This is a genomic window from Leisingera sp., assembly GCF_982940295.1.
This window is the reverse complement of record NZ_CEYXRG010000014.1, coordinates 64,225-76,813: the sequence shown is the minus strand read 5'-3', so window position 1 is coordinate 76,813 and position 12,589 is coordinate 64,225. Positions and strand designations below refer to the sequence as shown.

At 64.0% G+C, this 12,589-nt stretch carries 11 protein-coding genes; 3 read left to right on the top strand and 8 right to left on the bottom strand.

What is annotated here, in order from left to right; all coding sequences use genetic code 11:
• Positions 1–236 precede the first annotated feature (236 nt).
• From AC4HIX_RS13780 to AC4HIX_RS13755, 6 genes are all read right to left on the bottom strand, one after another.
• Positions 237–515, bottom strand: coding sequence for a DUF2160 domain-containing protein (locus AC4HIX_RS13780; protein ID WP_027236659.1), 279 nt, complete (start codon positions 513–515; stop codon positions 237–239).
• Complete coding sequence (locus AC4HIX_RS13775) at positions 515–1,312, bottom strand: carbohydrate ABC transporter permease (protein WP_421055566.1); 798 nt, start codon at positions 1,310–1,312, stop codon at positions 515–517. Before AC4HIX_RS13775 ends, AC4HIX_RS13780 begins: the two co-directional genes overlap by 1 nt.
• A gap of 13 nt (positions 1,313–1,325) precedes the next feature.
• Positions 1,326–2,189 (bottom strand): carbohydrate ABC transporter permease, encoded by an 864-nt coding sequence (locus tag AC4HIX_RS13770; protein WP_475047047.1) that lies wholly within the window; start codon positions 2,187–2,189, stop codon positions 1,326–1,328.
• Positions 2,189–3,283, bottom strand: coding sequence for an ABC transporter ATP-binding protein (locus tag AC4HIX_RS13765; RefSeq protein WP_475047046.1), 1,095 nt, complete (start codon positions 3,281–3,283; stop codon positions 2,189–2,191). The genes AC4HIX_RS13770 and AC4HIX_RS13765 overlap by 1 nt, the downstream gene beginning before the upstream one ends.
• Positions 3,284–3,290: 7 nt before the next feature.
• Positions 3,291–4,355: an ABC transporter ATP-binding protein gene (locus AC4HIX_RS13760; protein WP_490399361.1), complete on the bottom strand. Its 1,065-nt coding sequence runs from the start codon at positions 4,353–4,355 to the stop codon at positions 3,291–3,293.
• A 156-nt stretch (positions 4,356–4,511) separates the two neighbouring features.
• Entirely contained in the window at positions 4,512–6,245 is a 1,734-nt protein-coding gene (locus AC4HIX_RS13755) for an ABC transporter substrate-binding protein (RefSeq protein WP_490399360.1), read from the bottom strand.
• A gap of 278 nt (positions 6,246–6,523) precedes the next feature.
• Between AC4HIX_RS13755 and AC4HIX_RS13750 the strand changes: the two genes are divergently transcribed.
• Positions 6,524–7,642, top strand: coding sequence for a THUMP domain-containing class I SAM-dependent RNA methyltransferase (locus AC4HIX_RS13750; RefSeq protein WP_490399359.1), 1,119 nt, complete (start codon positions 6,524–6,526; stop codon positions 7,640–7,642).
• A 67-nt stretch (positions 7,643–7,709) separates the two neighbouring features.
• Here the strand turns inward: AC4HIX_RS13750 and AC4HIX_RS13745 are convergent, their stop codons facing one another.
• The gene (locus AC4HIX_RS13745) at positions 7,710–9,164 is read right to left on the bottom strand and encodes a hypothetical protein (protein ID WP_490399358.1); all 1,455 of its coding nucleotides are present in this window, start codon (positions 9,162–9,164) and stop codon (positions 7,710–7,712) included.
• 362 nt (positions 9,165–9,526) lie between these two features.
• Between AC4HIX_RS13745 and AC4HIX_RS13740 the strand changes: the two genes are divergently transcribed.
• Both AC4HIX_RS13740 and AC4HIX_RS13735 read left to right on the top strand, forming a co-directional pair.
• Positions 9,527–10,540, top strand: a complete 1,014-nt coding sequence (locus AC4HIX_RS13740; RefSeq protein ID WP_490399357.1) for a hypothetical protein — start codon at positions 9,527–9,529, stop codon at positions 10,538–10,540.
• 90 nt (positions 10,541–10,630) lie between these two features.
• Entirely contained in the window at positions 10,631–11,431 is an 801-nt protein-coding gene (locus tag AC4HIX_RS13735; protein WP_490399356.1) for a TIGR03084 family metal-binding protein, read from the top strand.
• A gap of 241 nt (positions 11,432–11,672) precedes the next feature.
• On the opposite strand, the gene AC4HIX_RS13730 is transcribed toward AC4HIX_RS13735, so the two are convergent.
• Positions 11,673–12,518: a 2-dehydro-3-deoxygalactonokinase gene (locus AC4HIX_RS13730; protein ID WP_490399355.1), complete on the bottom strand. Its 846-nt coding sequence runs from the start codon at positions 12,516–12,518 to the stop codon at positions 11,673–11,675.
• Positions 12,519–12,589: the final 71 nt, after the last annotated feature.

Here is a 12,589-nt window from a genome sequence, read left to right as displayed (position 1 = left end):
TTGTGCGCTGCCGCGCGAGTCTGTTCAGCAGGATTGCGGGGTGATGGGCCAGTCTTTGGGACGGTGCCTGGCGCATCGGTTCGGGGCTTTGGCTGAGAAGGCCTTGAAGGGCAGGTTTGCCTTCAAGGCCGGTCTCCAGCGTGTTTTAGGTTTGCGCGTCAAGGGCAAGCCGCCTGCGGCGGGGCCTTTGGCCCCCTTGACCCGCAGGGGCAGCATTGAAACTGACCCGCAGGTTATCAGACCTTCCAGAAGCAGAAGATGCCCCAGGCAATCGACAGGCCGAGCGGCCACCACAGCGGCATCCCTACCAGTCCCAGCCAGGCCAGGAAGATGTAGGAGGTGCCCAAGAGGCTGATGAACAGCCGGTCGCCGCGGGTGGTGGTGAGGCCCAGCACGCCCTTGCGGGCCGCGCCGCCGGGGTGGCGGATCTCAGCGATGATCAGCACGCCGATGGCGGTGAAGATGCCGATGAACAACAGGGCAGTGGGCCAGGTCCAGGCCATCCATGAAAGCATTACACCCTCCCCATCGCGAAACCCTTCGCGATGTAGTTGCGGACAAACCAGATCACGATGGCGCCCGGAATGATTGTCAGAGTTCCCGCTGCCGCCAAGAGCCCCAGTTCATAGCCCGCGGAGGACGCGGTCTTGGTCATGGTGGCGGCAATCGGCTTGGCGGCGACGGCGGTCAGTGTTTTTGCCAGCAGCAGTTCCACCCAGGAGAACATGAAGCAGAAGAATGCCGCCACACCCACGCCTGCCTTGATCGACGGCACAAAGATCGTCGCGAAGAAGCGCGGGAAGGAATAGCCGTCGACAAATGCGGTCTCATCCAGCTCCTTGGGCACGCCGCCCATGAAGCCCTCCAGGATCCACACCGCCAGCGGGATGTTGAACAGGCAGTGCGCCAGCGCAACGGCCAGGTGGGTGTCGAACAGTTCCACCGCGGAGTAGAGCTGGAAGAACGGCAGCGCGAATACCGCAGCCGGTGCCATCCGGTTGGTCAGCAGCCAGAAGAACAGCTGCTTGTCGCCCAGGAACCGGTAGCGGCTGAAGGCATAGGCTGCCGGCAGCGCCACCGCAATGGAGATCACGGTGTTGATCGACACATAGGCGATCGAGTTGATGTAGCCCCAGTACCAGCTGGGATCGGTGAAGATGGTCTTGTAGTTGTCCAGCGTGAAAGTCTGCGGGAACAGCGAGAAGCCCGCGAGAATTTCATTGGTCGTCTTGAAGCTCATCGCCACCAGCCAGTAGATCGGCAGCATGAGGAACAGGATATAGACGATGGGGACGATGGATCGTTTCTGCATTGTGATCCCTCCCTTAGTTCAGGTCGTCTTTGGTCATCAGCGTGTAGAACAGCCAGCTGACCAACAGAGTGATTGCGAAATAGATGAGCGACATGGCAGCTGCGGGGCCGAGGTCGAACTGGCCAAGTGCGATTTTCACCAGGTCGATCGACAACAGCGTGGTCGAGTTGCCGGGTCCGCCGCCGGTCAGAACGAACGGCTCGGTGTAAATGTTGAAGCTGTCCATGAAGCGCAGCAGGATGGCGATGGTCAAAACCGTCTTCATCTTCGGCAGCTGGATGAACCGGAACACCGCCCAGTTGGAGGCACCGTCGATCTTGGCCGCCTGGTAATAGGCGTCGGGGATCGAAACAAGGCCCGCATAGCTCAGCAGCACCACCAGCGAGGTCCAGTGCCAGACGTCCATGGTGACAATGGTCACCCAGGCCGCGACGGGGTCCTGCGTCATGTCATAGTTGATGCCCAGCACGTGGTTCAGCGTGTAACCCAAGAGGCCGATGTCAGGCAGGGTGAAGATGTTCCACATCGCGCCGACCACGTTCCACGGGATCAGCATCGGCAGCGCCATCAGCACCAGGCAGACCGGCACCCAGAAGCCCTTGCGCGGCATCGACAGCGCAATCGCGATGCCCAGCGGCACCTCGATGATCAGGATCAGGAAGGTGAACAGGAACTGGCGGCCCAGCGCCGCGTGGAAGCGGTCAGAGCGCAGGATCTGCTGGAACCAGTCCAGTCCCTGCCAGAAAAACACGTTGTCGCCAAAGGTCTCCTGCACCGAGTAGTTGACCACCGTCATCATCGGGATCAGCGCGTTGAATGCGACCAGCGCCAGCACCGGCAGCACAAAGAACCAGGCTTTCTGGTTTTCGGTTTTCATCAGGCCGCTCCTTGTTCGTCTGCAGCGGGGGAGGTGGCAAGCCAGCCATCCACGTAAAGCCGGGTCATGTCCTGGCGGAAGGCGAGGTGCACAGCGCTGCCTTTTTCGGGGGCGGCGCCATCGGTGATCGCGTTGATGCGCTGACCGCCGGCCTCGCATTCCACCACCGTGTGGCGGCCGATGTCAGAGACCTTGGTGACGGTTGCGGGCAGGCCGGTGTTCGAAAGGGACACAAACTCCGGGCGGACACCGATTTCGGTCTGGCCGTTAGCTGCACCCTGAATGGGGCCTTCCAGCGCGATCTGCTGGCCCGCGAACACGGCGGCACCGTGCTGCAGCTCGCAAGGCAGGATGTTCATCCCCGGCGAGCCGATGAAATGGCCCACGAAAGTATGCGCGGGGCGTTCGAACAGCTCGACCGGCGTGCCGATCTGCACCACCTCGCCCAGTTGCATCACCACCACCTGATCGGCAAAGGTCAGCGCCTCGGTCTGGTCGTGGGTGACGTAGATCATCGTAGCCTGGACGCGCTGGTGCAGCTCCTTGAGCTTGGAGCGCAGCTTCCACTTCAGGTGCGGGTCGATCACGGTGAGCGGCTCGTCGAACATCACCACGTTCACATCCTCGCGCACCAGCCCGCGGCCCATGGAGATCTTCTGCTTGTTGTCGGGTGACAATCCTGCCGCCTTCTGATCCAGCATCCCGGTCACTTCGAGCATTTCGGCAATCGCCATCACCCGCCGGTGCACGGTGGCCTCGTCCCGGCCGCGGTTGCGCAGCGGGAAGGCCAGGTTGTCGTATACCGTCATGGTGTCGTAGATCACCGGGAACTGGAACACCTGGGCGATGTTGCGCTGGTCCGGGGGCAGGGCGGTCACGTCCTTGCCGTCGAACAGGATCTGGCCTTCGGATGGAACCAGCAAGCCCGAGATGATGTTCAGAAGGGTGGATTTGCCGCAGCCCGAGGGGCCAAGCAGCGCATAGGCGCCGCCGTCGGTCCAGTCGAGGTCGATTTCCTTCAGCGCGTAATCCGAGTCGGATTTCGGTGCCGAAAGATAGCTGTGGCGCAGTTTTGAGAGAGTTATTTTAGCCATTGATGCCTCACGCCGCGCGGCTGCCGTCAGGGGCAAAGAAATATGCCTGCGCGGGGTCCATGTAGAAATCGTGCAGCTCACCCACCTGATAGGGGTGGACGCCGTGGGCCAGCGAGACCCAGCTGCCGGTGCCCATGTCGAAATGAGCGGAGCTTTCAGAGCCGGAGAGCTCGGTCACCTGCACCTGGCCCGACAGCTGCACATGGGCGCCGTTTTTCGCCACAGGCAGCACGTGGTGCGGGCGGATGGCGATGGTGTAGGTGCCATCGGCCAGCCCGGCGGCGGCACCGCTCAGCTCCCAGGTGACGCCAGCGCCCAGCAGGGCCGTGCTGCCCTGCTTGGTGATCTCGGCGGTGTTGATCGGCGGGTCGGAGAACACCCGCGCCGCATCGACATTGCCGGGGTTGCGGTAGATCTCGGCGGTGGGGCCGAACTGGGTCACCCGGCCATCGCTCATCAGCGCGGTCTTGCCGCCCAGGAGCAGCGCCTCTTCCGGTTCGGAGGTTGCATAGACCACCACAGCGCCGCGGCCTGCAAACAGCTCGGGCAGCTGGTCGCGCAGCTCTTCGCGCAGTTTGTAGTCGAGGTTGGCCAGCGGCTCATCCAGAAACACCGCGCGGCTTTCCTTGGCGATCGCGCGGGCCAGCGCACAGCGCTGCTGCTGGCCGCCGGACAGCTCATGCGGGCGGCGGTGCAGCATCGGCTTCAGCTGCAGGATCTCAGCAGCTTCCTCGACGCGGCCGGCAATCTCCGACTTGGCCATGCCTGCCACCTTGAGGGGCGAGGCGATGTTCTCATGCACCGTCATGTGCGGGTAGTTGATGAAGAACTGATGCACCAGGCTGATGTTGCGCTTCTGGGTGCTGAGACGGCTGACATCCTCGCCATCCATCAGCACCTGGCCGCTGGCCATCGGGTCAAGGCCCGCCATCAGTTTAATGAGTGAGGTCTTTCCGGAGCCGGTGGCGCCGAGGAGGACGTTAAAGTGACCGGGCTCCAGCAGCAGGGAGGTTTCCTTGATGTGCTGAATAGCGCCGACGCGCTTGGTCACACCCTTGAGTTCGAGTGCCATCTTGCTTTGACTTTCTGGCAGGCGGCCTGTTTGCGCGCGGGGCAGGGGCGCGCTGGGGTCTTGGGGAAAAAGGCCCCGGAAGACGGGAAAGGGTCTCCGGGGCCTGATGCAGCCCGGCCAGATGATGGGGATCGCTGGCCGGGCCGGGAGGAGGCCTTAGTTGGTTGCCCAGCGGGCCACCAGCTCGTCATAGTTGACGGTCTGGCCTTCCGGCTTCTCGTTTTCCAGCTTCGGCTTGGCACCGCCATTGGCGAACCACCACTCCGCGTCCTTCTCTTCGTTCAGGCGCGGGCCGCAGCCGCCATAGACATTCGCCTGCTCGTCTGCACGCTGCATACGGCCCATGGTGATGTCCATTTCCTCGGCCAGACGGTCCATCGCTTCCTGCGGCGTGAAGGCGCCGGAGTTCACGTCACCGATTTGCTGCCACCAGATCTGGGCCAGCTTCGGATAGTCCGGAACGTTGATGCCGGTCGGCGACCATGCCACACGGTCAGGCGAGCGGTAGAACTCGACCAGGCCGCCCAGCTTGGGTGCGCGCTCGGTGAAGCTTTCGTGGTTCACGGAAGAGTCGCGGATGAAGGTCAGGCCAACGTGCGATTTCTTCACGTCCACGGTCTTGGAGACGACGAACTGGGCATAAAGCCAGGCAGCCTGGGCACGGTCCAGCGGGGTGGACTTGAGGAAGGTCCAGGAACCAACGTCCTGATAACCGACCTTCTGGCCTTCTTCCCAGTAGGGGCCGTGCGGGCTGGGCGCCATCCGCCACAGCGGGTTGCCCTCGGCGTCGACGGTGTTGTTGCCTTCGGACTGCGGCTTCACCATGTCGGCGGTAAAGGCGGTGTACCAGAAGATCTGCTGCGCCACGTTGCCCTGTGCCAGTGCCGGCAGCGACTGGTAGAAGTCATAGGATGCAGCGCCCGGAGGAGCATACTTGCGCAGCCATTCGTCCCACTTGCGGATCGCATAGACCGCCGCCGGGCCGTTGGCAGCACCGCCGCGGGTCACGCTGGCGCCCTGCGGGTTGCAGGAGCCTTCTTCCATGCGGATGCCCCATTCGTCGATCGGCACGCCGTTCGGCTCACCCTTCGAACCGGCACCGGCCATCGACAGCCAGGCATCGGTCATCCGCCAGCCAAGGTCCGGCGCGCGCTTGCCGTAATCCATGTGGCCATAGATCGCGGTGCCGTCGATTTCCTTGACGTGCTCGCTGAAGAACTCGGCGATGTCCTCATAAGCGGACCAGTTGACCGGAACGCCCAGGTCATAGCCGTACTTTTCCTTGAATGCGGCCTGCAGGTCTTCGCGGTCGAACCAGTCCTTGCGGAACCAGTACAGGTTCGCGAACTGCTGGTCGGGCAGCTGGTACAGGTCGCCATCCGGGCCGGTGGTGAACTGGGTGCCCATGAAGTCATCCAGGTCGAGGCCGGGGTTGGTCACGTCCTTGAACTCGCCCGCCATCATGTCGGTCAGGTTATAGGCCAGCTGCAGGCGCGAGTGGGTGCCGATCAGGTCGGAGTCATTGACGTAGGCGTCATAGAGGTTCCGCTTGGTCTGCATCTGGGTCTGCACGGCCTGAACGACCTCGCCTTCACCCAGGATCTGGTGATTCACCTTGATGCCGGTGATCTCCTCGAATGCCTTGGTCAGAACCTCGGATTCGTAGGAGTGCGTCGGGATGCCTTCCGACAGCACGTTGATCTCCATGCCTTTGAACGGCTCAGCCGCCTGGATGAACCACTGCAATTCCGACAGCTGCTCATCCTTGGTCAGCACCGAAGGCTGAAATTCTTCATCAATCCATTTCTTGGCCGCCATTTCATCGGCATAGCCAATCGATCCCGCAACCATCGCGCAAACGGCGGCTGCGGACAAAAGATACTTCCGCATCTTTTTCCTCCCTGAAAGTCGTTTAAAGCCAGCTATGCATTGGCTGCACCTGACTGCCATAGAGCTTTCATAGGTTGGATTATGTTGTCAAACTAATTTTTTAGTAAGTGCTATGTGATTGTTTTAATTGGTAGAATGGGCCGCTCGTCAGGCGCATTCCGCAGGCGCATACCATGCCGCATCGCAGCATCTCCAGTTGTGACGCAACGCCACTTCTCGCCCTCATTGCCGTGAAAAAAGCAGTCGCCGCGCCAAGGCATTCCCGTTACAGAGACGCCATGACGCAAGAAAGCACATTCGAGATTTTCCTGACCGCACCGCCGGGGCTGGAGCAGGCGCTGCTGGCCGAGGCCAAGGAGCTGGGCTTTGCCGCGCCCAAGGCAGTGCCGGGCGGGGTCACGGTGCAGGGGAATTGGGCGGAGGTCTGGCGGGCCAACCTTTCGGTACGCGGTGCCGCGCGGGTTTTGGCGCGCATCGGCGAGTTCCGCGCCTTCCACCTGGCCCAGCTCGACAAGCGCGCGCGCAAGTTTCCCTGGGGCGATGTGCTGCGCCCGGACGTGCCGATTAAGGTGGAGGTCGCCACCAACAAGAAATCCAAAATCTACCACGCCGGCGCCGCTGCCCAGCGGGTGGAGAAGGCCATTGCCGAGACCCTCGGCGCCCCCGTCACCAAGGACGCCGAGCTGACGGTGAAGCTGCGCATTGAGGACAACCTCTGTGTCTTCAGCGTCGACACCTCGGGCGAGGGGCTGCACAAGCGCGGCCACAAATCCGCCGTCGGCAAGGCGCCGATGCGCGAAAATCTCGCCGCCCTGTTCCTGCGCGAATGCGGCTTTAACGGCAACGAGCCGGTGGTTGACCCGATGTGCGGCTCCGGCACATTCGTGATCGAGGCAGCCGAGATCGCCAAGGGCCTGCTGCCTGGCCGCAGCCGCAGCTTTGCCTTTGAACGGCTGGCGACTTTTGATGCGAACGCCTGGGCAGAGCTGAAGCAGCAGGGCGAGGCACGCGAAACGGACGTGCTGTTCCACGGCTCCGACCGCAACACCGGTGCCGTTGAGATGTCCACCGCCAATGCCGAGCGCGCCAGCGTCGCGGACTGCACCCGGTTCATACAGGCCGCCGTCAGCGATTTGCAGCGCCCCGAAGGCCCGCCGGGCCTGGTCATCGTTAACCCGCCTTACGGCGCCCGCATCGGCAACAAGAAGCTGCTCTTTGCCCTCTACGGCGCCTTGGGAAAGGTGCTGCAGGAACGCTTCTCCGGCTGGCGTGTTGGTATCGTCACCTCCGAAACCAGCCTGGCCAAAGCCACCAATCTGCCCTTCCTGCCGTTCGGCGCGCCTGTTGCCCACGGCGGCCTGAAGATCCGCCTTTTCAAGACTGATCCGCTGCCCTGAACAGGCCCGGGAACGCTAGAGGGCGCCCCGCGGCGCCCTCAACAAGGTTCGCATTGATCAGGCTGGTTCAGCCGATGTCGTAGATATCGCCCGTCCCGCCCTCGGTGCCGCCACCGGGCACAGTGCCACCCGCTGGCTGGGTCATCAGCGCCATAAAGTCCTCGGCACCGGGCTCGCCGCTGCTGCCCTGAAACTGGCCTGCCAGGTTGGCGTCATACCAGTTGCTTAAGCCCTCGCCGGTGACACCGCCATTGGCATAAGAGCTGCCGCTGCTGGCCGCCACGGCCGGATCATAGCCGCCTTCCAGAACCTGTTGGGACCCGTCCGGGTTGCTCACCACCAGAGACATGCTGCTGAGGTCGATATCCTCCAGCGTCAGCCCGGCGCCGGACCACAGGGTGAAGTTGGCATTGGTGACGGTGCCGTCGGTGCTGTCCGGCACCTGGCCGAATTGCACCATCGCGTCGAAATTGCCGGGCACGGTGGTGCCGGTGATCAGCGCATTGACGGAATTGGCATTGGCCTCATGGCCGGTCACCGGCAGCGCGTTTTCGTCCGGGAAGAAATTCAGCCCGCTTACGCTGGCGTCATCCGCCATGTTGAAAAACAGCCCGTCGATGTCGGCCACTTCACCGTCCCAAGAGGTCGGCTCCATCTTGATGAACAGCTGGTTTTCCGGCGTCTGCAGCACCTCGACGGTGACACTCGGTTCGCCATTGCCGCCGATCTCGAAGAATACGGACGTCTTGCCGCTGTCTCCGCCGCCACCTGTGTCACCACCGGTCCCCTTGGTGCCGCCAGTTCCGCCGGACCCACTGGTGCCGCTTCCTTTGGTCCCCCCGCTTCCCTTGGTCCCGCCGCTGCCCGAGCCTCCGGTACCGCCGGATCCCTTGGTGCCGGACCCGCAGCCATGCGTTCCACCCGAACCCCTGGTCCCGCCTGACCCGCCTGAGCCACCAGTCCCTCCGGACCCGCCAGACCCGCCGGTTCCGCCTGAGCCGTTCCAGTCATCTTCCTCGCGGTACCACCAGTGCTTTTTGCCGTGATGGCCCTTGCCGCCGCAGCCCTTGGTGCCTCCGGATCCTTTGGTGCCGCCGGACCCTTTGGTGCCGCCGGACCCTTTGGTGCCGCCGGACCCTTTGGTGCCGCCGGACCCCTTGGTACCGCCGGATCCTTTGGTACCGCCGGATCCTTTGGTGCCGCCGGACCCTTTGGTGCCGCCGGACCCCTTGGTACCGCCGGACCCCTTGGTACCGCCGGATCCTTTAGTGCCGCCGGACCCCTTGGTGCCTCCGGAACCCTTAGTTCCGCCAGAGCCTTTGGTGCCGCCGGAGCCGTCCTCCTCATCCTTCCTGTCTTCGCGCCAAGCCTTATAGCCCTTGCCTTTCCAGCCATAACGGTCAGACAAGTGGCTGTCGTACCAGCGGCCGAAATGCCCGCCTTGCACGCCGCCGTTATAATAGCTGTTGCCGCCGCAGGCCTGCTTGCCGCCCCAGCCCCATGAAAAATGTCCCCGGCCCATTATCTACCCCCAGGCAAAACCTCGAAACCCAATTGCGGATTGGCCTGTGCACAGGACGCAAACACGCAATTGGCAACGGTAAGGAAGCCGGCGGGAAGGGCCAAATTTTCGGCACATTTTAGGCAAATTCCAAGAATTCCGGAGTGAATAGGGAAACAATACTCCGTCGCTTGCCCCGATTGTGCCGAGCTCTCCGGTCAATGCAACGTCCCACGTGTTTCCAGGCGGCGCGAATCAGCCTGCGGCCCGCAGCGATTGCCCAATTCTGTCCCGAAAAATGCCGCCTTCGCCCGCTAAGGCGTTAACCGCAGAGGGGTGAGCTGGCCCGGATCCGGGCCAGCGTGTTGGAAAGGGGGCAGGCAATGGCTGACGGGAAATTCGACGACCGCACCGCGTATATCGCGGCGGCGGCCTGGGAGGTGCTTGGCGAGGAACCGGTGGAAATTACCGCCCCGGGCGGCAAGTCGCGCTCCTCGCTGCGGCTGCATTTCAAGGACCGCACGGCGGTTGCCACCCTGCGCGCCAATTTCCGCCGCACCCACCTGGAAGCCTTTGTGCTGGAGCAGCTGGCACCGCATTGCGACGACATTCCGCGGGTGCTGGGGGTGCATAATGACGTGCTGTTTCAGTCCGATACCGGCGAGACGCGGCTGAGCGAGGAGATCATCGAGCATGGCGAAGCAGACCAGCTCGACCTGGCGGCCGAGGCCTGCGCCGCGATCTTCCGCATCCAGGCGGCGGCCCGCAAGACTGAGCTGCACACTGTGCTGCCGCATCTGGGCGCCAACCGCAGCTGGATCCGCAACTTCATCAGTTCGGTGGAGGCGCTGGAATCCTATTCCATGGGCGTCCCCGATGCGTTCGACTACCCGGCGGTGGCCGAATACATGGAGCAGCCGGGGGTTCAGTTCCTGAAGTGGGACTGCCGCGCCGGCAATGCGGCAATCGGCGAGGACGGTTATGTCCGCTGGTTCGACTTTGAGTATGCGGGCCTGCGCCACGGGGCAGAGGACTTTGCCTGGCTCATCGGCGACGAGACCTGGCCGATTGCGCCCGACAAGATGGCCGATGTGATGATCGAGACCTTCGATCCAGCCTGCGGCCATGAGATCGGCGCATATCTGGAGTATCTCTCTGCCTATACCGCCTTGCACTGCATTCAGCGGCTGGAGCTGATCCAGAAGGAAGTGAAAAATCGCGGCTGGCTCAGCAAGGAGCGTGTGCGCAAGTTGGACGATGCCGGCGTGCATCCGGAATTTGCCGCTCAGCTGTGCCGCACCGGCGCATATTACGCAGCGCAGTCCCGGCTGACCGCACCGCTCAGCCGCAATTTCGAGGCCGCGGGCCGCGCCTTCAAGGCCATGTCCGAGGGTTGAAGGTTTGTCTCTCCTGTGACGTGCCGTCCGGGTTTCGGTGATGAAATCCGCGGGGTTATCCTGCCGCCAGACACACACGGGGGAGGAATTATGCAGCAGGCCGAAGATTTCCGTGCCGAAAGCCGCGCCCTGGCGGCCATTCTGGAGGACCTGCCGGAGGCGGAGTTTCACCGGGCAACCCAGTTCAAGGACTGGACCATTGATCACGTGCTGGGGCACCTGCACCTGTTCAACGCCGCGGCGGAGGCGTCGCTGCAGGGCGAGGCGGAGTTCGCCGCCTTCATCGCGCCGGTGCTGCGGGACATGCAGGCGGGCAAGTCCATCCTCGAATGCCAGTTCCCTTGGCTGGATGGCCTGTCGGGCCGCGCTCTGTATCAGGCTTGGCAGCAGGGGGCAGAGCGCTGCGCCGATGCCTATACCGCCGCGGACCCCAAGACGCGGCTCAAGTGGATCGGCCCGGACATGAGCGCGCTCAGCTCCATCACCGCCCGGCAGATGGAGACCTGGGCGCATGGCCAGGAGGTGTTCGACCTCTTGGGCCTGCAGCGGCAGGAACAGGACCGCATCCGCAATATCGCGCATCTGGGTGTGGCCACCTTTGGCTGGAGCTTCCGCAACCGCGGGCTGGAGGTGCCGGACCCTGCGCCTTTCGTGCAGCTGACCGGCCCGTCGGGCGCAGTCTGGGAGTGGAACACGCCGCAGGACGGAAATTTCGTCAAGGGCAGCGCAGTGGAGTTCGCGCAAGTGGTCACGCAGGTCCGGAATGCCGGCGACACCAGCTTGCAGGTGGAAGGCACCGCCGCGCAGGAGTGGATGCGCATCGCTCAATGCTTTGCCGGCCCGCCGGAAACGCCCCCCGCCAAGGGCAGCCGCTTCACCGCAAAGTCCTGATCCGCCACTCTGTTCATCCGGGGCAACTAAAGTGCAGGAGCCCCGGTAAGGTGCAGGAGCAGGAGCTCCCGCCCGGCTTCAGCCGTCCTGGCGGACGGCTTGTGCCTGTTGGGGGTCCCGGCGCATCCGGGGCGCCTGCGGGCGCGGGAGCGCTTTGTTTTCTCAGGCGCGGGTGGTTTCCGGACGCTTTGAGCGGCGGCCTCTGGTGCACGCGGTCCGGCCGGACTTCAGCCGCAGCCGCTCAGCTTCCGTTCCAGGCGCGGGTCAGGCCTTCCAGCGCCATACGGTCGGGATCCGCAAGGCTGACCGGCACTGCTTGCGCCTCCAGCGCGGCCGAATAAAGCGCCTGCGCCTGCGGCTCTGCGATCAGCGCCAGGTTCTGGCCCAGCCAGTAGGGCCGCGCTGCGGCCAGCTCGGCGCCCAGCAGCAGCCCCCAGATCCGGGCGCGTGCGGTGGCGGCCGGCATCTGCCCCAGAACCGCCGCGGCCTGCACCGAGGCCAGGCGGGCCGCCAGCAGCTCCGGCTTGGCAATCCCGTCCGCTGCCGCATCCTTCAGCACCGCCTCGTCCCAATCGCCTGCCGTCTCCAGCCCCATCGCCTGTGCCGTGGCTTGCACCACCTGCCCGGTCAGGGCGCTTTGGAAACTGACCGCCTCTCGGGCGCTCACCTGCACCCAGTGTGTCACCGCTCCCGGCAGGCACACCACCCCGTCCCAGTCCGGGTTCAGCTGCAGGAACCCGCTGAGCCGGGCCAGCGCGCCGTGCATCGCGCCGCAGGGGGCCGCCTGGCTGAGACCGGTCAGGGCATGGACCTCCAGCCCCTCCAGCCGGGTTTCGTGCAGCGGCAGATCCGCCGGCGCAACCGGAACCGGGCGCGGCGGCACCAGCGAACTGCCGCCCAGCACCACCGGACAGGCAGTGCCGCCCATCGCCTGACGCAGCGCTTGGGCCAGCGCGGCCGGGCGGCCATCCGGCAGGTGCAGCACCTGCGCAGGGGCCGGGGTGGTGCCAGTCACAGTCCAGGCGGTGAGCGTCAGACCGTCCAGATTGGCGGCCAGCCAGCCGGCCGCGTTTTGCGGAGGGTGCATGATGTCCTCGTTTCTCTGCCATGGCATTGCACGCGCTTATGGCGGCGATTCCCTTGCCCGGCAAGGGCACA

What these genes read in the sequence shown, in the direction of transcription:
- AC4HIX_RS13770 (WP_475047047.1), bottom strand. Translation starts at nt 2,189, where the DNA reads ATGAAAACCGAAAACCAGAAAGCCTGGTTCTTTGTGCTGCCGGTGCTG.
- AC4HIX_RS13740 (WP_490399357.1), top strand. Translation starts at nt 9,527, where the DNA reads ATGGCTGACGGGAAATTCGACGACCGCACCGCGTATATCGCGGCGGCG.
- AC4HIX_RS13745 (WP_490399358.1), bottom strand. Translation starts at nt 9,164, where the DNA reads ATGGGCCGGGGACATTTTTCATGGGGCTGGGGCGGCAAGCAGGCCTGC.
- AC4HIX_RS13755 (WP_490399360.1), bottom strand. Translation starts at nt 6,245, where the DNA reads ATGCGGAAGTATCTTTTGTCCGCAGCCGCCGTTTGCGCGATGGTTGCG.
- AC4HIX_RS13760 (WP_490399361.1), bottom strand. Translation starts at nt 4,355, where the DNA reads ATGGCACTCGAACTCAAGGGTGTGACCAAGCGCGTCGGCGCTATTCAG.
- AC4HIX_RS13735 (WP_490399356.1), top strand. Translation starts at nt 10,631, where the DNA reads ATGCAGCAGGCCGAAGATTTCCGTGCCGAAAGCCGCGCCCTGGCGGCC.
- AC4HIX_RS13775 (WP_421055566.1), bottom strand. Translation starts at nt 1,312, where the DNA reads ATGCAGAAACGATCCATCGTCCCCATCGTCTATATCCTGTTCCTCATG.
- AC4HIX_RS13765 (WP_475047046.1), bottom strand. Translation starts at nt 3,283, where the DNA reads ATGGCTAAAATAACTCTCTCAAAACTGCGCCACAGCTATCTTTCGGCA.
- AC4HIX_RS13780 (WP_027236659.1), bottom strand. Translation starts at nt 515, where the DNA reads ATGCTTTCATGGATGGCCTGGACCTGGCCCACTGCCCTGTTGTTCATC.
- AC4HIX_RS13730 (WP_490399355.1), bottom strand. Translation starts at nt 12,518, where the DNA reads ATGCACCCTCCGCAAAACGCGGCCGGCTGGCTGGCCGCCAATCTGGAC.
- AC4HIX_RS13750 (WP_490399359.1), top strand. Translation starts at nt 6,524, where the DNA reads ATGACGCAAGAAAGCACATTCGAGATTTTCCTGACCGCACCGCCGGGG.